General features: G+C 53.2%; 23 protein-coding genes. All 23 read right to left on the reverse strand.

From position 1 onward, the window contains the following. Positions 1–19: 19 nt before the first annotated feature. Positions 20–2479 carry a host specificity factor TipJ family phage tail protein gene (locus BWI95_RS16950; protein ID WP_076769895.1) on the reverse strand — a complete coding sequence of 820 codons (2460 nt, stop codon included), beginning with the start codon at positions 2477–2479 and terminating at the stop codon, positions 20–22. Further along, a complete protein-coding gene (locus BWI95_RS16955) occupies positions 2427–2858 on the reverse strand; it encodes an NlpC/P60 family protein (protein WP_076769896.1) in 432 nt (143 codons plus the stop codon). Before BWI95_RS16955 ends, BWI95_RS16950 begins: the two co-directional genes overlap by 53 nt. A 3-nt stretch (positions 2859–2861) precedes the next feature. Next, entirely contained in the window at positions 2862–3332 is a 471-nt protein-coding gene (locus BWI95_RS16960; RefSeq protein WP_054803773.1) for a hypothetical protein, read from the reverse strand. Next, positions 3332–3826 (reverse strand): hypothetical protein, encoded by a 495-nt coding sequence (locus BWI95_RS16965; protein WP_076769897.1) that lies wholly within the window; start codon positions 3824–3826, stop codon positions 3332–3334. The genes BWI95_RS16960 and BWI95_RS16965 overlap by 1 nt, the downstream gene beginning before the upstream one ends. Before the next feature lie 9 nt (positions 3827–3835). After that, positions 3836–7300 carry a tape measure protein gene (locus BWI95_RS16970; protein ID WP_076769898.1) on the reverse strand — a complete coding sequence of 1155 codons (3465 nt, stop codon included), beginning with the start codon at positions 7298–7300 and terminating at the stop codon, positions 3836–3838. 63 nt (positions 7301–7363) lie between these two features. Further along, positions 7364–7633 (reverse strand): hypothetical protein, encoded by a 270-nt coding sequence (locus tag BWI95_RS16975; RefSeq protein ID WP_076769899.1) that lies wholly within the window; start codon positions 7631–7633, stop codon positions 7364–7366. Positions 7634–7675: 42 nt separating this feature from the next. After that, positions 7676–8386, reverse strand: coding sequence for a DUF6246 family protein (locus BWI95_RS16980; protein ID WP_076769900.1), 711 nt, complete (start codon positions 8384–8386; stop codon positions 7676–7678). A gap of 50 nt (positions 8387–8436) precedes the next feature. Then, a complete protein-coding gene (locus BWI95_RS16985) occupies positions 8437–9183 on the reverse strand; it encodes an Ig-like domain-containing protein (protein ID WP_054803774.1) in 747 nt (248 codons plus the stop codon). Between the two features lie 58 nt (positions 9184–9241). Beyond that, complete coding sequence (locus tag BWI95_RS16990) at positions 9242–9625, reverse strand: phage tail termination protein (RefSeq protein ID WP_054803775.1); 384 nt, start codon at positions 9623–9625, stop codon at positions 9242–9244. After that, complete coding sequence (locus BWI95_RS16995) at positions 9622–10047, reverse strand: hypothetical protein (protein WP_076769901.1); 426 nt, start codon at positions 10045–10047, stop codon at positions 9622–9624. The genes BWI95_RS16990 and BWI95_RS16995 overlap by 4 nt, the downstream gene beginning before the upstream one ends. Positions 10048–10049: 2 nt before the next feature. Beyond that, positions 10050–10397, reverse strand: coding sequence for a hypothetical protein (locus BWI95_RS17000; protein WP_054803776.1), 348 nt, complete (start codon positions 10395–10397; stop codon positions 10050–10052). After that, a complete protein-coding gene (locus tag BWI95_RS17005; RefSeq protein WP_050595166.1) occupies positions 10397–11065 on the reverse strand; it encodes a GIY-YIG nuclease family protein in 669 nt (222 codons plus the stop codon). Before BWI95_RS17005 ends, BWI95_RS17000 begins: the two co-directional genes overlap by 1 nt. Positions 11066–11169: 104 nt before the next feature. Beyond that, positions 11170–11340 carry a hypothetical protein gene (locus tag BWI95_RS17010; protein ID WP_054803777.1) on the reverse strand — a complete coding sequence of 57 codons (171 nt, stop codon included), beginning with the start codon at positions 11338–11340 and terminating at the stop codon, positions 11170–11172. Next, positions 11340–11720 (reverse strand): DUF7370 family protein, encoded by a 381-nt coding sequence (locus tag BWI95_RS17015; protein ID WP_054803778.1) that lies wholly within the window; start codon positions 11718–11720, stop codon positions 11340–11342. The genes BWI95_RS17010 and BWI95_RS17015 overlap by 1 nt, the downstream gene beginning before the upstream one ends. A 2-nt stretch (positions 11721–11722) precedes the next feature. Further along, on the reverse strand, positions 11723–12088 hold the full coding sequence (locus tag BWI95_RS17020) for a hypothetical protein (RefSeq protein WP_054803779.1): 366 nt from the start codon (positions 12086–12088) through the stop codon (positions 11723–11725). Between the two features lie 9 nt (positions 12089–12097). Continuing rightward, positions 12098–13195, reverse strand: coding sequence for a major capsid protein (locus BWI95_RS17025; RefSeq protein WP_054803780.1), 1098 nt, complete (start codon positions 13193–13195; stop codon positions 12098–12100). Positions 13196–13204: 9 nt separating this feature from the next. After that, positions 13205–13639: a hypothetical protein gene (locus BWI95_RS17030; RefSeq protein ID WP_054803781.1), complete on the reverse strand. Its 435-nt coding sequence runs from the start codon at positions 13637–13639 to the stop codon at positions 13205–13207. A gap of 3 nt (positions 13640–13642) precedes the next feature. Further along, positions 13643–15046, reverse strand: a complete 1404-nt coding sequence (locus BWI95_RS17035; protein ID WP_076769902.1) for a DUF2213 domain-containing protein — start codon at positions 15044–15046, stop codon at positions 13643–13645. Positions 15047–15103: 57 nt separating this feature from the next. Beyond that, entirely contained in the window at positions 15104–15481 is a 378-nt protein-coding gene (locus BWI95_RS17040; RefSeq protein WP_076769903.1) for a hypothetical protein, read from the reverse strand. A 113-nt stretch (positions 15482–15594) separates the two neighbouring features. Next, positions 15595–16491 (reverse strand): phage minor head protein, encoded by an 897-nt coding sequence (locus BWI95_RS17045; RefSeq protein ID WP_083699406.1) that lies wholly within the window; start codon positions 16489–16491, stop codon positions 15595–15597. A gap of 31 nt (positions 16492–16522) precedes the next feature. After that, a complete protein-coding gene (locus BWI95_RS17050; protein ID WP_076769905.1) occupies positions 16523–17968 on the reverse strand; it encodes a DUF1073 domain-containing protein in 1446 nt (481 codons plus the stop codon). A gap of 11 nt (positions 17969–17979) precedes the next feature. Then, a complete protein-coding gene (locus BWI95_RS17055) occupies positions 17980–19452 on the reverse strand; it encodes a hypothetical protein (protein WP_054803784.1) in 1473 nt (490 codons plus the stop codon). 75 nt (positions 19453–19527) lie between these two features. Then, positions 19528–19965 carry a hypothetical protein gene (locus BWI95_RS17060; RefSeq protein ID WP_232374385.1) on the reverse strand — a complete coding sequence of 146 codons (438 nt, stop codon included), beginning with the start codon at positions 19963–19965 and terminating at the stop codon, positions 19528–19530. Between the last annotated feature and the right edge of the window lie 3 nt (positions 19966–19968).

The raw sequence follows: 19968 nt of genomic DNA on the forward strand, positions 1-19968 counted from the left end.
GGATGGTTGGAGGAAAGACTTACGGGTAAATCAGATCGCTGTATTCAGTCAGCGTCAGGGAGGTAGTTCCGTCTGAGTTTGGTTTTTTCTCGGCTATCGTCCATTGAGTGGAGTCGAGTTCTGCCTGGGTGGCTATTACATAACGGGACGGAGACTGCACCGTATACCCATCAAAGATATTGAGCTGAATGGCTGGTATGGCGGCAGAAAAACCGAAGTCGGTATCATCTCGGCGAGAAGCCGGATATCGCGCAGTGGTGTTCCCCAACGAGTCGGTGATAACCACCCACATCTCACCTTCAAAGGTGATCCGCTCACTGGTATCGAAGTTGTTACCGTCGCGGGCGACTATGTAGCCGTCCTGCTGGTTGATATCGTACGTATCGGTGAAGATGATCATGTCTCCGGGGTAAACATAATCGCCGTCGGCGAGCACCTTTCCCGACATCCGCAGGCGGGAGAAAAGCAACTTTCTCACCTCCAGAAGAGCCCTGTCGCGCGCCTGAGGCTCATTTCGGCATCCATTCAGCGTTACCTTCAATGGCGTCTGCGCTGCAGATTCAACGATGCCAGCTGCTGTAATGCGGTAACGAAGGTAGGTCTTTTTATTGGTTAGCGGGCTGACATACTCCACCTCAACGCCGTCATACTGGCCCGGCATACGCATGTCATATGTGAGCCTGAACTCTTCTCCCTTCTTATTTGACCGGTTGAAGAGCGCTGCTGGCGTGGTGCGCTTCTCGTCACGACTGAACGTCAGAACGCCGTTATCCCAGAAGGCAATGACGCGGGCGGCGTTGCAGATCATCTCCACGCGTGCGCCGAGAGAGACATCCTCATCGTCAAATGTGTAGTCGAAGTAGCCAAGTTGAGCCGGGGTAATGCTACCTGCGATTCGATAGAGCTCATACAGATCGATCGTTGCCTCAGGCTGTTCTCCCATGACCAGCCATGTATGCGCGACAGCATCAGCGAAATTGCGCGAAGGCCGCAGTGTATAATCCACCGTCCTTGTCGCCAGGTCGTAGCTGATGGTATGGCGTTTCACCAGCGCGTTATATTTCCTGTCACGAACGCCTGTGGCCTGCTCCGTCGCCTGAACCGTGACCCGGACGAGAGTATCTTCAGCATGCAGCTGGTTCTGCAGAATTCGCACAGAGTGAATTTCGGCGATCTGCAGGCTGTTGCTGTCGCTGGAGTTGTTGGTTTTGACAATGGTTACAGAGTACCGGCCAAACCCGCCAGAGGGGGTCACCTTCACAGTCTTGTAAATGACGTCAGATCTGCCGCGGCTGTTAAAAAGATTGCCTGTCAGGGTTTGTGTGGTGCCCGGCACCTGGCTGTTATCGTCATTCACCCTCCAGAGGGTTATTTTGTAATCCGCCCCCTCTCCATCCCCAAGCTGAGCCATGAAATGAATCCACAGCTGATCACCAGCAAGCGGCGAGAAGAAGGGACCAGCAGCAAGCGCCTGGTTGTCATTGAGAATGAACTTTGTGGTGTTAACGGTGGCGTTTGCCGGTGTGTTATTGACATCCGTACCGGAGAGGCTGTTGAAATAAAAAGTGTAATATTTCACAGGATTAGTAACTGATCCGTCATCTGTCTGAGTGACATTGATCAGGTTCGCCGAGACTTTAATATCCTTGGTTACGTTTCCGCTCGCCGTGCCATAGGTTACGTTGACAACGAAAGTCACCGAATGCGGCAGCGCGAGTCCGGCGAAATAATCAAAGGCCGCCTGCCTGACAATCTTCACTGATGCCTGGCCACCAGAAAACGTACCGGAAATTACCGTGGTGGCAGACGCTGAGTAAACAGGGACGTCATTGCTTTCATTAGGGCCTGATATCTCCTGCCCGTCGACATCGTCAAACTCGAATCCGAGAACCGACTGAGGGATAATCTCGCCAGGCTGATAAATCTGGTAGGACGCGCCGGCAAGAGAACCTATTGACGATTCTGAATAGCGGACGTTTTCAATATCATATTTGCCGATCCCGAAGTTCATCCACTCGGTGACATACTTTATGTTATTGATGAATTCGTACATCGATGGTTGGATCAGGTCCGGGTACGCCCTCACCTGTCCGTAAATGTCCGGTCGCGCCTGATACGTACGCGCCACATTTGTCTGCCCGGTGAGTTTATTATTCGGTGACTCCTTCGAGTTGTAATCGGAGGCGCTGAAACTCTGCTTCGGTGCAAGGAAGGCAAAGACCTTCGATATGAGTTTGAAGACGGGACTCAGTACCTTGCCGATCGCTCCTTTGGGCTGTGAGAAGATCTGGATGCTGTGCAGTTCAGTAACAGGAAAGTCCAGCTCATCGCTGTCATCCAGCTCCCTGCCATTCACCACGATGATGACATCCGCGAAAAAATCTCGCGTGACAAGCCACTCATAAAAGCTGCTGCCGGCGGGGAGGTTAACCCTTTCTTTGGGCCGCCCCGGCATGTGCTGTATTTCGATAATCGGCATGCGACAGATACTCCACCCTGGTAAATAACTTTTCGATAACGCGCAGTCGCGTATGCATCACCCCGCCGCCGTCTCCTCTGCTGTGTAAGCCGGCCCCGTCGACGATAATGCCGACGTGCTCTGCCCGCTCGCCGACATAGGCCACGAACAATCCATCCTCTACCGGCAGCGCGCTCGGCTGCCAGTAAACGACCTCATCCCGGTAACAGGTAACAAAATCACTCCCCGCTTCGTAACCGGGGAGATTGTGCAGCTCAATGCCAAGCACATGGCGGTAATAGAGAACTACCAGTCCCCAGCAGTCGCAGGCAGAAAAGCTACAGGCGCGGTCAGCCCACGGAACTCGCTCGATCCGTTTAATGAATTCACTTTTATCCATGGGTTATCCGTTAACGAGGCCTGGCCATTCAGCCGGGTCATATATCCGGCCTATGTTGCGGTTGAGTGGGTTGGTCATTGAGAGGCTGACGTTAACGTCAGTTCCATCCATATTGCAGTCAGCAACGTAGAGCACCCATGAATCAACAGGTGTAGCGGTATCTGCCGCATCGAATCGTCTGATAGTGCAGGTGATCGGCTGGATGCGGGAGGTGCCCGACCAGAGTTTCAACTTCTGCTTAAAGTCGCTGGCGAGCTGGCTGAACTTGAGCGTACTGTCGATCACTGGCGTGCTGCTTTGCTGGCTCTCTGTCAGTTCAAATCGACACGGGTCGTAAACCGCGCCGCCGAGTGACTTTGGGAAAACCTGATTGTTCACAAGGCGCACATATCCAAATGAAGGATGATAGAAGGTTACCGTCTCGTACATGATCCGGTTAGGCCGCTGCGCCTTGAACTCGCGATAAGTTGGCATCAGTTAACCCTCGGCAACGATTCCGGGTCCCGGTTATCCGGATACCCCGTCACCACAATATCCAGCCATGAGCCCCACGGCGGAGGTAGCTCGACGATAATGTCGGCATAGTCATCATCAGCACTCACAATCTCCCGGCAAATTACATCGCCAGTCCAGGTGAATACTGATCCGGTCTGAGACCATGTCGGGAATGAGCGGAAGTGAAGCTCCTGCTTTTCCAGTCCTGTGTCGCCGGTCCCCGTCCCTACAAGCATTTCAAACCACTGATTGCCGTTATCCAGATACGATGGGCTACGCAACCATTGATAGAAAGCACGGTGCTGATCCTGGGTCAAAATCCAGGTGAGCGAGAAAGCCGTCTTGAGATCGTCCGTCAGCTTCTGGAATATCGGAGCACCGACTTCCGGTAAATCAGTCCGGAAGCCGGTGTCAGTGCTTGGAGACTTCGATTTTTGGGCAAGCGGCAACCAGTCCGGGTACGGAATAGCCATATTATTTCCTTAGCCGGTCGCCCGGCGTGGTGCCTGGTGATTACGTGAAATTGACTGGCTGATCGGCCCGCCATTGTTGATATCAGCAACGATCACATCCACCGTCACTCCACCGTTTGCATCCGTTCCTGCCTGCGCGTCGACGGTTGAACTGGTGTAGTTCTGGATGTTTATCGTCACCCCACCACCTCCGCCAGCAGCCATATCCTTATTGCTGATCACCTTGCCATTATCACCCGGTATCATGTACTGCTTACCAGTGCTGGCCTGGTAGATTTCAGGCATACCACCCTCGCCTACCTGATACAGTCCGCCAGCAGTTACCGGGCCGCCATTCTTCCTTTTACCGAGCAGGCTCATGCCAACTATGCCAGCAACTGCGCCGATACCAATAGCCGCAGCAGTACCCATAGAGGCGATAGATGAAAGGATTGCTGCCGGAGTCCATGCTGCTGCGGTTGTGGCCGCCGCCGCGGTGCTGGTTGCGGTTTGAGTTGCAACAGCTGCCGTCTGCACCGCCGTAACGGTACCTATCGCTGCCGTCTGCGCCGCCTGGCCCATGATCGCCGACTTCACCCATTCAACGCCCATTTGCACAAACGTATTGATGAGTGAATTCAGCACTGTGTTGCCGATGGAACGCATTGCATCCTGCGCTGACATACTGCCAGTGATGATGCCTGTCAGAGCGTTTGAGGCACTCCCTGACAGTGCGTCGAATGAGGCTGCCAGCGCCTCATTGCCGGCGCTCTGGTTACGCCAGATTTCCCATTGAGCAGCGATGCGGGCCTGCTCATACTCCTTGTCGGCTGAAGCGCGAAGAGCCAGCGCATTCTGATGGGTGATAATTCCCTGCTGCTCATACTGCTGAATTAGCGCGAGTTTACGAGCATTCTCATTCGCCAGTTGCTGCACAGGGTCAACGCCGCCAGCAGCTTCTTGCTGAGGACTGACCACCTGATCGGACCGTATTTTCGCGAGGTTGGCCTGATGCTGCTCCTCCAGACGCTCAATGGTCTGGTTATACTGCTCCTGGCTAATTTTCTTCGCAGATAAAGCGGTGTTCAGATCCTGAACATCCTGCTTAAAACTTGCGTTCTCGCGCGCCTCTGGCAAAAGCTTCTCAGCTGCCGCCTGTGCCTTGATAGCGTTGGCAGCATCCCACTTGGCTGAGGCATATTTGCCAGCCAGATCGATTTGCTCCTGATTCGCGCCTTTGCCTAGAGACTGCTGGGCTGTGAGGATGGCCTGCTCGCGGCTTAATTCTCTGGTGGAGTCAGCGGCAAGCTCAGATTGTTGCTTAAGATTACTCAGCTTCTGAGCGATTGATTCCTGCTGATTTGCTGCCTTTTTTGCTTCCGACGCTGCCTCTTTGTCTTCTTTCTTCTGGTCTTTTTTGGCCTGAGTCGCTTTCTCCGTGGCAACATACGTCTCCTGAAGGCGTTGGATTGCTCGCGGATCAACAACACCAGAATCTTCAGCATCATAAGTTGCCTGAAGCTTAGCCCTGGCCTCCCCCTCAACCTTTGAAAGAGCGAGGCGTCGTTCAGCCTGCCTGATGAGCTTTTCGCCCTCTTTCCCCCCCCAGTTAATCTTGAGGGTTTCCGAGTTGAAGGCCTTTAACGCTTCGGTCGACTGCCCGAGCTTCTGCGCCAGGAATGCCTGTGAACCGCCAAGGAGGGAAGCTTTTTTCTCCGCTTCAGCGAGTGCAAGGGCGTTATCTCTGGCCGCCTTCATTTGATCTACGATGCCTTTATTTACCTGAATGTTCATCAAGCGATAAGCATCTTCAGTCTGCGACAGCTTTGCCGTTTGACCATCTAGATCACGGCGTTTTTTCGCGAGCTCATTAGCTGCTTCGCGCGCCTTGATTACGTACCCGTTATTCTCGTCCTCCGTTACACCATACTGTTTTGCAAGCGTGTAATATCTTTCATATTCAGCCTCAAGACCTGAAATTTCACCCTTCAGATCAGCGATAGATTCTTTCTGCGCTTTTATGGAATCAACGGTGTCTGCCCTGACCCCCTGAGCCTGCGCGAGGTTCATATCATTGAGGCGCTTAATCACGTCGGGGATGGTGTCAGCAAAAGCGATCGCCTCTTTGCGCGCTTCAGCCTGTCGCTGCGCATACAGATACCAGCCAGCAGCCACAATCGCTATAACACCGAGAGGGCCGCCAAGAGGTCCGGTTACGGTGCTGATCACCTTCATGGTGTTAGCCATGGTGAAACCAGTGGCCGCAACTCGCGCCTGAGCACCGGCAAGGGCATTCTCTGCAACGGCAGCTTCGGCAGCGGTTGCAATGTATGCACTACGCAGGCGCACAACGTTTTCCATTGCGAATGCTTCTGCCGCTGTATTTTTGGCTACCTGAAACTCAGCGAGCGCGAGGTTTAGCGCCGACATTGCTGCGCCTTTGTCTGCCTGCGTTTTTCTCACTGTTACCGCTGCAGCCTCTGCTTCCTGAATAGCTGCCTGCCGCGTCGCGGATATCGATGTCAACGTACCTTGCACTCGCTGAGCCTGAGCAACAGTTGCCATAGCAAGAGCGCCAGCAAAACGACCACCCATGATTGCAGCCGCGCCAATCAATGCGGTACCAAGGCCTTCCAGATTTTCACTCAGGCTTATTACAGAATCGCGGAACCCAGCGGCGAAGGATTTGACGGTCGCATTCTCGCCAAAGAACTTAGTGACATTATTGCCCGCAACCTGCAGGCCTTTCGAAATAGAAACTGTTGTTTTGGCGAACTCGCTGCCAATGGCTTCGCCCTGCGAAAGCAGACCTTTTACAACTACATCGGTTGTCAGTTTTCCTTCCGCAGCCATTGCGCGAAGTTGACCAATTGAGACTCCGAGGGAATCAGCCAGTGCGTTTGTCAGGCGGCTGCCCTGTTCCGCAACTGAGTTGTATTCCTCGCCACGCAGCGCGCCGGCAGCAAGGCCCTGGGATAACTGGATAATCGCGTTTTCCGCTTCCTGTGCAGTTGCGCCAGATACCGCGAAGCCCTGGTTGATGATTGTGGTTAGCCGCACAAGATCGGCGGCGCTGGTATTGTAGATGCGGGTGCCTCGCTCCAGGCGAGCATACAGAGTGGCGGTGCCATTAAGGGATGATTGAGTCGCCTGAGAAATATCAAAGATGCGCTGCATCACCTCAGCCTGCGTCTCGCCGGTGCGGATGCTGTTTGATACCTTGTTATTCAGCTCTGTCCAGGCATCGGCATAATTCGCGACCTGCTGGATTGATAGAGCCGCGATGACACCTTTAGCAATGCTTCCAAGGCTCGACAGCGTACGCTCCATAGACGCGATTGAGCGCTCAGTGCGGTTTACGCTGGATTCAATTCTTCCAAGGTTGCCGCCAAGACCAGCCAGTGCGGCTTCAATTTCTCGCCTGCCTCGAAGGATGCCAGCCGTGTCCATATCGACTTCATAAATTACCTTACCAGCGTTAAGAATTCCTGCCATTTAAGCATCCTCAGGGCAATAAAAAACCCGCCGGAGCGGGTTTGTTTTTGAAGTTAGTATTTTTTATTCAAGCGTGGATAGAGAGGATTCGGCGTTCTGGCATATCTCGCTCATTTCACCGCCCGCCTTCTTCACCTGAAGGCATGAATAATTCACATCACTGGCGGCTTTGACGCTTCGCATTAAAGCTTTGATACCATCGAGACATAGTTGCTTATCAGGATGGTTGTAGCAAATAGCCTCGGACGTCTGAGCCCATTTTGTTGAAGTGTTTTCTCCAGCAATACTGGCAAACGGCAGGCAGATAATCAGAAAAATAGCACCTTTGCGCATGACGCCCTCGGCAAGAAAATATTTCCACTATTATACCGTTTATCAGCCAGGAACTGCTTGTTTTTTATTCTGCTTTTCTCTCTCAAGTCTGCGCGCTTTCTTGGCGAAATGATTATCGGTGACAGATTCATACTCTTCTTTGGTGAATCCTTTCTGATCGGGGTATTTTGCTGAAATCAGTAGCTGAAACTCAGTCATGGTGAGTTGCTCTGCCTCTGCCCGGCTCATGCTAAAGTGGTTGCGCGCAGCACTGATATACTCGAAAGCATTAAATTCAGATGTGGCCTGATTATTTTCATGTCGCTGGAGCTTTCTCACCTTTGCCTTGCCGATAACGCCGTGGCTTATAAGTGACTGGGCGATGACGATTATTTCGAATGCATCCATCGCGCCGCTCTTCATTTTAAATGCCTTGCCTGACGCTTTGGCCTGCCGCATCTCCCCAATCAGCGGCGTTACATCCTCATCACAACATGCGGTCATAACTTCCATCGCTGCCATGAGAGCTTTTCTTCCATAACTGCTGGATTTTATATGCTCAATAAGCCACGAAGGAATCATCCCGAATGCCTGGTGTGCAGACTGAATAAGCGACGCCACTTCGTCGTGATGCAGGTCATAGAACGCGGCGACGATTTCAGACGGATCGCCTATGCGCGTCATGTTTATGAGTGATGGTCTGAAAAAGTATTCTTTTCCTTCGGCATCGATAAGAATCTCGCCTATTTCTTTCAATGGCGGCCGTGATTTCATAATTCCTCCATAAGCATTATCAAGGGCTGGTTGCCAGCCCTTTGTAATGGTTACGAAGCTGTGACCGTAACAGCGCAGGTGCCGGTAAAGTTGCCATCGTTAGATTTAAACGTGATGGTTGCGGAGCCAGCGGCTACCGCTGTGACCAGTCCTGTAGAGCTCACTGTTGCCTTGGTAGCATCAGAGGTTGTCCAGGTTCCCGATTTATCCGTAGCATCAGACGGCTGTACTGCACCAGTAAGCTGGCGAGTTGCACCGACAACCAGGGAAGTGGTCGCAGGGGTTACCGTTACGCCAGTGGCTGGTACCGTTTCATCGGTATCAATTACCTGGATGGTGTCGGCATCCGCCACCTTGAATTCGGTGCTGAACGTTACGATGTCGTTAGTGCCCCCGTCTGAGCTCAGAGCGTTGATCAGCATGTAGCCGATGAAAGTTACCGGGCCGAATTCCATGCGCACCCACAACGTCGGCTGACGAGTGGCCTGTATCTCGTTGTTGAAGTACTTAATAAGGCGACCTACACCGTACTGATCCAGTTTGTCATTGCGGCGCACTTCACCCTCAAACGAAATGGTGAAGTCTGCGTTGGTGACGATGTTTTCGACATAACCCTTGGTATCATCCGCATCGGATGTCACGCTGTTCGGCGAAAAGTCGAAACCTTTACTGGTACCAGCTGCCAGCGATTTCCATTCGGATTCGGAAGGAAGTGTGTCGGCACAACCATCAGCCACTTCAAGGACAATTGCGCGGCCAAAAAGCTTTGTGTTGTCCGTAGGGCAATTTGCTGCCATGGGGAAACTCCTCTCAATAAATAAAAAAGGCCGCCTGATGGCAGCCTGGTGTTTTTGCTTACTCCCCGTAGAGGCAAGCGAAGGAAAGACGAAAAACGATCCTCCCCTCTTCCGTTAGTTGCGGTGGCGGTATGCCGCCAATGTTTTCAATGTGACCAACGCAAGGGTGGCTGATCGGATTTTCCTGAACATACTCAATAATGCGCTGTACAGCATTCAGGGCTTCTTTGCGCTTATCCTTCGCGCCGACAACGTCCACCATAACGTAATATGTTGAACCGAGTTCATTGCGAATTGCAGAGCCACCGTCTGGACGGAAAACAATGACAGCCGTCGATAAATTACCAGGATCGTCGTACATCAACTGCTGAACTTTAAATCCATTGGTGAGCCCGGCATCAACAAACAAGTCACTAACGCGTTGGAACATTAAAGGCGTCATAGCGACATTTCCTTTTTAACGACGGTATCGACCTGAATTGTTGTGCGTTCGCCAGCTTTCTTCAGGAACTCAGGCTCGCCAGTCCTGTCCCATATGTTCCCTCTTGAACCGGGCGCCTGCCCTTTATCAACCGGGCGAGGCGTTTTCTTACCGAGGTGTTTGCCGGGTGCCTCATGAACTGAAGCGGCATACTTCGCTGAGTAGCCAACCTTGCCTGTGATGCGGGTGCCATTAACGTTAACATCGCGGAACTGAGAATTGAGTAGCGTGCTGGTATCGATCGGCACCATAGTTGCGGACTCAGCACCTACGATATACAGCGCCGAATAAACGGCACGCAGAGCCTTCTTGCCATCTATCGTGTTCGCTATACGATTAATGGTTTTGACGGCCTGACTCACGCCCTTAACCTTGACGCCCATATCTAAACTCCAGTCAGGATGGCGTAATCATCTGCCAGGCGCTCGAACGTGTCGGCATAGCGGATAACCTGCCGCACCTCATCAGCGCCAGCCACAACCGGGTCGGCTTCTGTCGACAAGCCAATCAGCAGGTAATCACCGGCTGCTGCCAGCGCGAACTCCGTCCAGAATGTGTTTTTAACGACGAGCTCAACACCAAGACTCGACAGTCGCTTTGATAGCCCACCCTCATAGTCACAGAGGATTTGCTCAGGCGCAGAATACCCGAGAGGGTCGCCGTATTGATCTTTGCCAAGATTGCGCCAGATTGTCGCCGTGGCGGTGTAAGACCACGAAGCTGTTGCCGACATTAGACTACCCTCGCATATGATCGACCCTGCCGGATATGGGCAATGTTAGCCTTTGAGACGCCATATCTTTTGGCGATAGTGGTAAGAGAATCACCATCTGAAATGGCGCGACGAATTTCGCGCACCTGCTCATCGGTAAACTTGGCGTGTGACGGGGTAACACCGAACATAGGGTTACCAGCGCCTGAATTCTTGGCTGATATTTTAGCTTTGACTTCAGGCAGGCTACTCATACCTGCGCAGGCCGGCACTTTGCCGAACCAGCAGTTTTTATCTCCGCGCCGACTTTCCGCCATATTCGCCTTTGATTCTTCGGTGTGAATAACTCCGAGACAGCTCCCAGCGTTTGGCGCGATATTGAAAGTCGGGTTTAATTCGCGAAAGAATCGCTGCTCGGCGGCAATAAGCTCTGACTTATTACTCACTACTTCCAGAACGGAGAAATCAAAGACACCTTTGCCATGTTTATTCCATGACTCCTGAAGGTTTCTGTTCCCATGCGTGCCTTTCCGCAGCTTATAGCGATGACTCGCCCACCGTCCTGAAATGTTAACCGTGGATCCGATATATGCCTCACCAGTGATGGTGTTGGTAATCTGATATACGCCTGCAACGCCATTATAAGATGGCGCATTATGGTGCTGATGGCTTAAGATTTGATGAGCCATGAGTTACCTCCGCAATAGGTAATGATGGTTAGAGCCGGTGGCAATGTTGACGCATTCCCCGGCTCGTTAATTTTACCATTTGCTGGCTTTTTATACACCAATTCTCACTCCTTCCACTTGAGCACCTTCGCGCCAGTAGCCCGTATGCTCGCGCAGTTGATGAACCACTCGCCATCCGATTTGACGTGGCCGGTGGTCTCCCGCCCGGTGTCGGTCTTCACCCATACGCGCGTGAATGTCGCCGGCAGTTTTACCTCTACAGGCACCCAGGCCATCAGCAGCCCCCGACAACATCGAAAAACCCTACGCTATTACCGGCAGTGATCGGCAACTCGCCGGTGCAGCCGCTGGTATCGAGGCGGGATAGCGTGTCGCGCAGCCATGTAACACCGTCGTCGCCATACTCAAACGAGCGTGACGCACCAGATGGTGCTGACTGCGATTTGATACGTCGCGCGCCGGATGAAGTGGCCATCAGCGCCGCAGCGTAGATAAGAATGAGCTGCGCGGTGCACTCGTCATATCCCGCACCTTCAAGGCACGGAATGATTTTGTTCACCACGCAGAGGATTGGAGTAAGCAAAGCGTCAGGGATGGCAAACCCCACTTCGGAGAGGAAGCCTTTCACGTCGTCAGCCGTAACCGGGGTCGCCATTGTTATTTCACCTTCTTCTTCAATTCTTCCAGCGCGGCTTCTGCATCATCAGCGCGTTTCTTTTCTGCTGCCAGCGCGTCGGCGTGCGCTTTGCCTTTCGCTTCAGCGTCAGCGGTCAGCTTGTCGATCTGCGCCAGCGCGTCGGCGTATTGCATTTGCAGTCCAGACAGATCAGCGGTCTGCGCGGACGGAGTAGCCACTTCGAAGGAAAGCTTTTCGCCTTTCTTCTGGTCAGTCTTCTTCGCCTTGCCGGTCTGTAACCAGCGCTCTGCTGTTGCGTCGTCAACATCAACTACCGAGCCAACCCCCAGCTTGCGGAGGTCGGCACCGGCGTGCAGGTTGGTTGCCACGATTTCTACCAGTGCCATGATTTATCCTTAGCTCGATGCGTGAATGACGGAATATTTGTTGTTGATGTCCTGCTTGACCATCAACCCCATTGCGCCCCAGGTGCGCCAGATGTAGTCGCTGTTGTACTCCGGGCGGGGAGATGCAACGGTGCCGATAGCCTGGCCTACGATCGGAGCGATAACGCCTGCGCCAAGCGGCACAATGACGATTTCGTTACCAGACAGCTGGCTGTCTTCTTTGATCGCCTCCACGCCGGTCAGCTTCAGGATTTCATCCATCACGGTGCCGGACTGGTAGTTATCGGAGAAGAAGCGCTCCCAGTTAGAGATGATTTCGCCAGACACATACCAGGTCTGATTTGCATACTGGCTGTTGATGCGTCGCATCTGGTCACGCAGCGCGATTGCGCCAGCGCGCATCTGCTGAGAGGTTGCAGTCGGCGACGTGAAGTCGATGTTCAGACCGGAAGCGCCAAGGTCAATCTGCGCCACACGCTCATCATCTTTCAGGCCTTTCCAGGTCAGGTCATCGAACACGGCAAAGTTACCCGCTTTATCGCGGAAGCCGTTGAAGATGTAGTCGACGTAGCGGCGCTGCACGTCTTCAACCGATCCGCGCTGGGCATCAGCCTGAGACTGAAGAGCGGAGGGGCTGTTGAAGATCGGGTCGCGCCATTCGAACTTGAAGCCCGAATCATGGATCGGAACCATGGTTCCGTCGAAGGTGTAGCTGCGGGCATCAAGCGCCGCGCCGACCTGACCAGACATGGATGTGTGTGCCCAGCCGCGACCGCCGGTACGAGCATAATCGTAACGGGACTGCTCGATGCGAACTGAGCGCGACAGCGGCATCAGGTCGTTGAGCAGTGTAAACTCGGTATTAGGCTCGAACTGTTGCAGAACGGTGGTATCGAAAGCACGGTACAGGCGGCGGATATCGTCAACGGCGTTAGTCGCATCAAGGTACGGCGTATCTTCTGCGGCGCCACGGAACTGTGTACGTGCCAGGAAATCAGCTGCAGCTTGCGAACTGGCATTACGCTCAGCGTCCAGGGCGCGCCACTGAGCCTGGTTAATTGCAAAATTACCGGTCTTTTCGCCGATAGACTTCGAGAATACAAACATAGCCTTCCCTTACTTGATTACAACGCGCAGCAGGTCGCCTGCAGCTGCGGTGTATGGTTTTTCTTCTTCCACGTAGCAACGAACAGACTCATCGCCAGCGGCAACTTTGACGCGACCATTTGCAATAGACAGCGCCTGGCCTTTTGTGTAGGTGCCTGCGGCGGCACGCACGTTCAGAAACATTCCAGGCAGCGGCTGGATGCCGATCACAAGCTCATTAGCAGCGATAGCGTCGTCAACGCCCAGGCAGCGCAGATAGTCTTTGTTAGCCACGTAGAGAATGGCAGCTTCGTTGCCTGCCACAGAGGCTGTAAATTTGTCGGTCGCACTAAAAAAGCCGATAGTGCCGGGCAGAGTTGACGCGGCAGCGCCACCTTCACGGTTGAGCAGCGGATTAGGGAATACGCCGCCCGCGTGGATCACATGCTTTCCATCTTTAGCCATTATTTACTCCGGCATTTCGCTGACAGATTGAGTGTTATTAGCCTGGCGGAATGCACCATTCAGGCCGGTGGAGGTGTGGCACTGCGCATACAGGCCATCGAGCGCGGCCCCATCAAGCGCGTTGACTGCCAGATCGTCGAGCTGGAACTTAGCTTTAACTGCGGCGCGCTTTTCGCCTTTCTCTTTGTCGGCGTTCACAGCAAGACCGCTTTCGATGGCGTTAAGCTTGTCGGCAAATGGCGCGAACCACGCGGGGGCTTGCTCGCTGTTGGTGGCCTGCTCTTTTTTCTTTGGCTTGCCGGTTTCCGGGTCGATTTCTTCATCGCCTTTTTTCTTGGCGGTGGCTTCTTCGGCCTTCATCTGGTTGTATGCGTCCATCAGCTCGGCGTCGGACTTGCCTTCAGTCGGCTTACCAGCGGCTTGCAGCGCATTGATAATCAGTTCTTTCATCGGATCGTTCTCTCCGTTAGTTTTAATCTCGTACTCAGTTGGTTTGCGCACGACTTCTACAGGTTCGCCGACGAGCGATACTGCCCCGTCAGAGATGAGGTACTTCTGTTTGAAGAGGGACCGGCCAGAATCGTTCTTCTTCTCTTCTTCGAAAATCAGATAGTCCGGGTAAATGCTGACGACATAGCGCCAAGAATCAGGAATGTTTGCGCGAATTGCTTCACGCAGCGATGCGGCGATCTCGTCGAAGGACATCCCGCCGTCATTAGCGACAAAGAACTTTATTTTGTTCAGCCATCCGTCTTTACGGTTGTCGCTAACAATTGCGTCGTGAAGGTTACAGACCTCAATTTCAGTCTCATCACCTTCGGCATTAACGAAGATTCCCACGCCCTCATCCGGCGTACCGGCGCCGGGCTCATCAAGCAGCACCGCCACATGGTCAAACATCATGTTGGTGGCGATTTCGTTGTACTTCTTGCCTTTCGACTCGCCATTGGCGGCGATACCGGAATACAGCAGCCCGGTAGAGATGTGGATGGCCTCGGTATTGGTGCCAGCCACCATCTCATCCAGCCGGTTGATCAGGCGCTTACCCTTCTCGCTGGATTCGGCGTACTGGCGGTCAACATACATGTCACCACTGACCTTGCCGTCTGCATGGCTGACGTTTTGCAGCCATGCACCGACGTGGTAGTTGTTCACCGCACGGACATCGCGCGCCGAAACGTGCTTACCGTCCACTTTAGGGTGGCCCAGCGGCATCGGGTTACGCTCAAGCGTGTTGTAGGCCTTTTCGATTTCGGCTGCCGGGTACAACTTCCGGTTCATCACGATATCGTCCACGACAGGCGTGATGCCGCGAACCACGATATGTGGCTTGCCGTCGATGGTTTCAGTGGTGATGTTTGAAGCGGAGTTGACGACGGTCAGCACGTTAACGCGGTTGCGTTTCATGCTGGGTCCTCATTGGTGGATTTAGGAAATAAAAAACCCGCCGAAGCGGGTTTTTGTTCATTCTTCGTAGTCGATATCTAACTCATCGCCAGGGTAGGCCTTAGAGTATGCGTCTGTGATGGCTTCCTCTCCCTGCATTCTCAGTCCTTTAATCCTTTTGGCTGTCAACTTGGCCCAGTTATTCATGGCGTCCTGCTTTAAAAAACAATAATGATCATCATTACTTTCGATTAAAACCCATCCAATTTCACCCAGTGAATTTCCTACTTCACGAATGAAGCCGGGATGAATGTTTGATCGGTTAGATATTTTCCTCATCGTTTCTTTAGAGATTTTGTAGCGAGTAATAACCTTATTTTTTTCTTTTGCATATTCATCAAGGTTCAAAACGATGAGCTTTGCGGTGCCTTCTGGAGAGATGCGAATTCTGGGCATTTTTTTAATCCTCTAATGAGTTAAATAGGTTTTACCAGCGCGACCAATCAGCTGATTAACAAAACTTACCACTTAACTTTTAGAGTATCAAGTTGCAATTTCTTTAAGTTAACTTATCTATTACCAGCCCAGCCTCTTCTCTTCTGTGCCAACTTATCCGCCAGCCCGTTATTGAATAGACTACCTTCATCGTTCAACAAGCACGGTATGTTTCCGCAGTAGCAGTGATACCTGTTGCCGTCTCTGGAGTAAAAATCTCTCACCTCCTGGGGCGAGAAAGTTTTTCCGTGCCGCGCTGCATGCGATGCTCTCGTTGTTGGCTTGAGAGCTGATATCCACAATATCGCGGTATTGAGCCCCAGGCGTTCTTGCGTCCACTCTGTCTCATTCCACTGAGCCTCACGCAGCGCGCCGACTTGCTCGGTCTGAGCGATGTTCTTCGCCTTTGCCATGCTGACATCGAGTCGCTTGCTGACGATCTGAGCGGTTTCTCTCGGGTTAACGCCCCGACCTATCGAGTCGGCTATGACGTTAGCGAGGTCGGCGCGGGCGGTGTCGCTTATGCCTTTCCAGTCGCTGTAGGTAGAGACGTATGCGGCTGCGATCTGGTTCTGATAGGCCGGGCTCGACAGCAGTTGAGGCAGCGTCGTCTGGCTGGCGTAAGCCGGTGACTGCACGGACAGGTTGGTGAAGGCGTTAAGCGTGCCGCGCTCATACTCTGCGGTGACATAACCAAGCGCCCAAAGGTTTTGGCTCCCGCCATCAAGCAGAGAGCCATCCAGTATCGCCTGCACTATCTGGAAAAGGTCAGCGAGTTGCGCCGCCGTCATGTCATAGATGTACGTGCCGGCATTCACACGGTAAAGAGAAGGCTCACCGGAATCGTTGTTGCACAACATCCATGACTTTTCGCCATTAGTCTCGCGCTGTCGCCCGGTCAGGCGCTGATCGAATACCTCTTTGAGCTGGCGCTTGATGGTTAGATACCGCTCTTCGATATCCCTGAACATCCGGCTAACCTGCCTGGCGGATTGAGTGGGGTCAGACTTGTTGCGCGGTACGATCGGCGTCCCGATTCTCTTCTGTTGGGTTGAGAGGATCAACGGTAGTCACCTTTGCGTTTGGGTCTGGCGTTTCAACATCAGGCAGAGGCTCAAGTTCACCAACAGCGCGCACCTCATTGGGTTCTACAGCTGGTGTACCGAATGCCTGCTGAGTGTCTTTAGCCACAGTAGCCATGGCCTGCATGTTGGCAACCTTCTCTTTCTCGCTCGGAGCGAGCAGATCAGACCATGCCAGAGTTACCTCACCGGAGGATGGAGCATCAATGACGCCAAATATCCAGAAGCGCTCCAGCAACGTCTCGATTACCGACGTCATGAACCCCCAGCGTCGACCATTGCAACGCTTAGCCCAGTCTGTTTTATCCTCATCGGAGGCAAGGCGCCCCGTCTGCTGACCGAACAGAATGGTGAACGGACACTGGATTGATGCGGCGAATTCGTTGGCGGTGACTTCCCATGTTGGTTTGGGGTCGGCCGGGGCAACAGAGAGGACGGACGGCGTACCGGCCTGCATTACGAGCGCCGCGTCGGTACCGCGATTCATCCGGGATACTTTGTCGTTTAACGCATCGCCTAAATCTTTGAAGCCAGCATCCGTAGCAGCCTGTTTGAGCGCTGCCATGTTGGTCTCTTTATCAAATGCAATACCAAGCTGGCGACTTGCGTTCTTAAGGAAGCCCTCGGCGCTGCCGCCGGAAACCTTCTCAAGGTCGAGCAGTTTGTTATAACCCGCGCGCAGGAAAGGCACGCCTGAGAGCATATTTTCATCCTCTGATCCTTCGCAGAGGATGATGATCCGATCGGGGTGAACGGTAACTCCGCGCACCGGGCCGTAGGTACCGTCATCGCCGACCGGCTGTTCGTTGAAGTTGTACGAAACAGGCTGGCCGTAGGTTTCTGAAAGCGTGTCGGTGTCGAAGTTTCCCGGCTTTACCTGAGATTCCCAGGCAGGAATGAGCTTAACAATGGCTTTTTCTTTCTTCCTGGCGACAACAACACGATCGACAGGTTCGAACCACTCTCTGCCATCCCTGAACTGGATAAGAAGCGCCGAATACCGGCCGACAAGGTTGCGACGATCCGCATCCTTGATCTTCGGCCAGTGCTTCTTCAGCATCTTCGTTACCGACTTCTCCCAATCAGTGGTTTTGGTCGCCTCTTTGGCTTCCTCGCCGTCGATGATTGTCGGGTTATCCATCCAGCAGGATTCAAGCAACTTGTGCACTGCAGCATAAGCCACAGCATTCCGCTCGTAGGCTCGATAGTAGCGGTCGAACTCAAGACTGTTGGGGTAACCAAACTCATCCCACAGCTTCGTGCGTTTGGTATTCCCTGGCTGGCCTGCGTACAGCATACGCTGCCGCCCGATAGCATCAGCAAGGGCGTTCACGAGGAATGAAACCTCGCCTTGTTGTTCACTCACTGATGAGCTCCTTAGAAGAATACTGCGCCGACCTGCTTGCGGTTGTTCTTCGCTACAGCAAAGTAACGGAAGCCGTCAGCGCCGTGAGAGGTGAAATCGTGAAGAGGTTTATCTTTCCAGCAGCCGCGCTTGTCGTCCCACTCCTTGCGGTAGCCTTCGAGGTGAGAGATGCCTTCGGCGCACTTCTCTTCATCGAACACGCATGATGGAAGAATCTCACGAACCGACTCGATGCCGGTGTCGACGCCTGCCTTCGGCACAACATTGAAGGTCATGGAGTACATCTGGCCGTCAATCTCGTAGCCCTCTTGCGCCAGCTCTTTGCGTGACTTCGCGTCTGCGCCGAACTCGCGATTTTCTATATCGTGTGGGCCCCAGTGCTCGCCGTACTCATAGCCGCGGTCTTTCAGCACCTTCATGTAGTGCCTCAGGCCCTCACCTGAGTTTTCGTAATAGTCGATAACGTGGAATTCGGCACCGACCTCACGAACGAACCAGATAACCGTCGAGTCGCCCACGCCGATATCCCAGAACGTATGAACCGGGAGGTGTGAGTTGTCAGGGATTTTCCCGATTCGCTTGTTGGTGTAGAGCCAACGGAACTGTTTGGCGTAATACGCGCCTTCGACCGATTGCTGGAATGCCTCTGCCGGGATGGTCGGATATTCACGCTTCATGTCATCGCCGAGAGTTTTCTCTTTGGCGTGATACCAGGCCTTCTGGCGCTCGTTCAGTACAACGCCGTGCTTCGCCTCCATCTCAGCGAAGTATTCAACTAGGCGCGCTGGCAGCGGCTCAACCGGGTCGATTGCATAAAGCGGATTCTTCCACCAGGAGAAGAAAAAGAACTTCCAGTCGAGAGCGGATAACTGCTTCCCCTGAAGCAAGGCCTTCTCTGCTGTCTGGCAGTAATCGAAGAAGTAACCCGCTCGCCCCTCTGCCGTACTCTCGATAGTCGCAAAGCAGCCGGTTGATACGGCTTCAAACGCACCAGTAACAATCTCCCGGGCTTTATGCGGAAACTTGGCGCATATCTTCCCGAACTCGGAAACGTGCAGGTAGCGCAGCGTGCCGCCACGGAAAGACGTGCTGACGTAAAGTGAGCCGCCCTTCTTGAATACGAGTTCACCGGAGGAGTCATTGCTGGCCGGGTTGGCAGCCTTAATTTCTGCCGGCAGGTTGTCGTATGCGTACTTCACCTTTTCGCGAAACAGGCGCTTTGCGTCATTCAGCGTATGGGCTATAAGCGCGCATTTCGCCGACTCAAATAGCGCGGCGTCGAGCTGGATAATGCATACCTCGGTAGTGAATCCGAGCTGCCTGGCTTTCAGGATGATATTGCGGGTATGGATGCCTTCGAAGTATTCGCGCTGCTCAGGCGTCATTCTGAAGCGCGTGGGCTTACCTTCTTTATCGGTGATCCAGTAAAGGTTATTCAGCCGCCAGTCTTTATCACTCAGCAGCTTGATGTGCTCAGGTTTCATTACGCCCCCTGAGACAATGAATCCATAAGGTTAGACAGGTCATCAACCGTCTTGTTGCCTTCCTCGGTGTCGAGGTTATACGCCTTGCGCTCTGCGTTTATGACTTTGATTTGAGCATCGACACCGGCTGTTATCGAGCGAGACATTGACGCGTGATTGTCTTCCGTTTTCTGCGTCTTCGAGGAAGTCGCGAAGCTTGTTGGTGATGCCACGCCATGCCGCCAGACCTTCACGGTGAGCCATGATTACCGCTGCGGCCTCATCAGACGCCTGGTCGATTATCTCATCGTCAGTAACCACTGGTGCCTGGTTACCGTCTTTGGTTACCGATTTGGTTACCTTTGCCTTCGTTGCCGTCCTGACTTTTTCAGTCAGGTCGCGCTGCCATCCCTCTTTGTTGGCTCTCTTCAGTATGGTGGCGTGGTTAACGCCGTGCTTTTCACCGATGGCCCTTACTGACAATGAACCAGCCCGGTAAGCCGATTCAATGGCCTCCCAATCTGGTTTGCTCATTGG

Origin of the sequence: Kosakonia cowanii JCM 10956 = DSM 18146 (genome assembly GCF_001975225.1) — a bacterium.
Classification (GTDB): domain Bacteria; phylum Pseudomonadota; class Gammaproteobacteria; order Enterobacterales; family Enterobacteriaceae; genus Kosakonia; species Kosakonia cowanii.

What these genes read in the sequence shown, in the direction of transcription:
- BWI95_RS16950 (WP_076769895.1), bottom strand. Translation starts at nt 2,479, where the DNA reads ATGCCGATTATCGAAATACAGCACATGCCGGGGCGGCCCAAAGAAAGG.
- BWI95_RS16955 (WP_076769896.1), bottom strand. Translation starts at nt 2,858, where the DNA reads ATGGATAAAAGTGAATTCATTAAACGGATCGAGCGAGTTCCGTGGGCT.
- BWI95_RS16960 (WP_054803773.1), bottom strand. Translation starts at nt 3,332, where the DNA reads ATGCCAACTTATCGCGAGTTCAAGGCGCAGCGGCCTAACCGGATCATG.
- BWI95_RS16965 (WP_076769897.1), bottom strand. Translation starts at nt 3,826, where the DNA reads ATGGCTATTCCGTACCCGGACTGGTTGCCGCTTGCCCAAAAATCGAAG.
- BWI95_RS16970 (WP_076769898.1), bottom strand. Translation starts at nt 7,300, where the DNA reads ATGGCAGGAATTCTTAACGCTGGTAAGGTAATTTATGAAGTCGATATG.
- BWI95_RS16975 (WP_076769899.1), bottom strand. Translation starts at nt 7,633, where the DNA reads ATGCGCAAAGGTGCTATTTTTCTGATTATCTGCCTGCCGTTTGCCAGT.
- BWI95_RS16980 (WP_076769900.1), bottom strand. Translation starts at nt 8,386, where the DNA reads ATGAAATCACGGCCGCCATTGAAAGAAATAGGCGAGATTCTTATCGAT.
- BWI95_RS16985 (WP_054803774.1), bottom strand. Translation starts at nt 9,183, where the DNA reads ATGGCAGCAAATTGCCCTACGGACAACACAAAGCTTTTTGGCCGCGCA.
- BWI95_RS16990 (WP_054803775.1), bottom strand. Translation starts at nt 9,625, where the DNA reads ATGACGCCTTTAATGTTCCAACGCGTTAGTGACTTGTTTGTTGATGCC.
- BWI95_RS16995 (WP_076769901.1), bottom strand. Translation starts at nt 10,047, where the DNA reads ATGGGCGTCAAGGTTAAGGGCGTGAGTCAGGCCGTCAAAACCATTAAT.
- BWI95_RS17000 (WP_054803776.1), bottom strand. Translation starts at nt 10,397, where the DNA reads ATGTCGGCAACAGCTTCGTGGTCTTACACCGCCACGGCGACAATCTGG.
- BWI95_RS17005 (WP_050595166.1), bottom strand. Translation starts at nt 11,065, where the DNA reads ATGGCTCATCAAATCTTAAGCCATCAGCACCATAATGCGCCATCTTAT.
- BWI95_RS17010 (WP_054803777.1), bottom strand. Translation starts at nt 11,340, where the DNA reads ATGGCCTGGGTGCCTGTAGAGGTAAAACTGCCGGCGACATTCACGCGC.
- BWI95_RS17015 (WP_054803778.1), bottom strand. Translation starts at nt 11,720, where the DNA reads ATGGCGACCCCGGTTACGGCTGACGACGTGAAAGGCTTCCTCTCCGAA.
- BWI95_RS17020 (WP_054803779.1), bottom strand. Translation starts at nt 12,088, where the DNA reads ATGGCACTGGTAGAAATCGTGGCAACCAACCTGCACGCCGGTGCCGAC.
- BWI95_RS17025 (WP_054803780.1), bottom strand. Translation starts at nt 13,195, where the DNA reads ATGTTTGTATTCTCGAAGTCTATCGGCGAAAAGACCGGTAATTTTGCA.
- BWI95_RS17030 (WP_054803781.1), bottom strand. Translation starts at nt 13,639, where the DNA reads ATGGCTAAAGATGGAAAGCATGTGATCCACGCGGGCGGCGTATTCCCT.
- BWI95_RS17035 (WP_076769902.1), bottom strand. Translation starts at nt 15,046, where the DNA reads ATGAAACGCAACCGCGTTAACGTGCTGACCGTCGTCAACTCCGCTTCA.
- BWI95_RS17040 (WP_076769903.1), bottom strand. Translation starts at nt 15,481, where the DNA reads ATGCCCAGAATTCGCATCTCTCCAGAAGGCACCGCAAAGCTCATCGTT.
- BWI95_RS17045 (WP_083699406.1), bottom strand. Translation starts at nt 16,491, where the DNA reads ATGTTCAGGGATATCGAAGAGCGGTATCTAACCATCAAGCGCCAGCTC.
- BWI95_RS17055 (WP_054803784.1), bottom strand. Translation starts at nt 19,452, where the DNA reads ATGAAACCTGAGCACATCAAGCTGCTGAGTGATAAAGACTGGCGGCTG.
- BWI95_RS17060 (WP_232374385.1), bottom strand. Translation starts at nt 19,965, where the DNA reads ATGAGCAAACCAGATTGGGAGGCCATTGAATCGGCTTACCGGGCTGGT.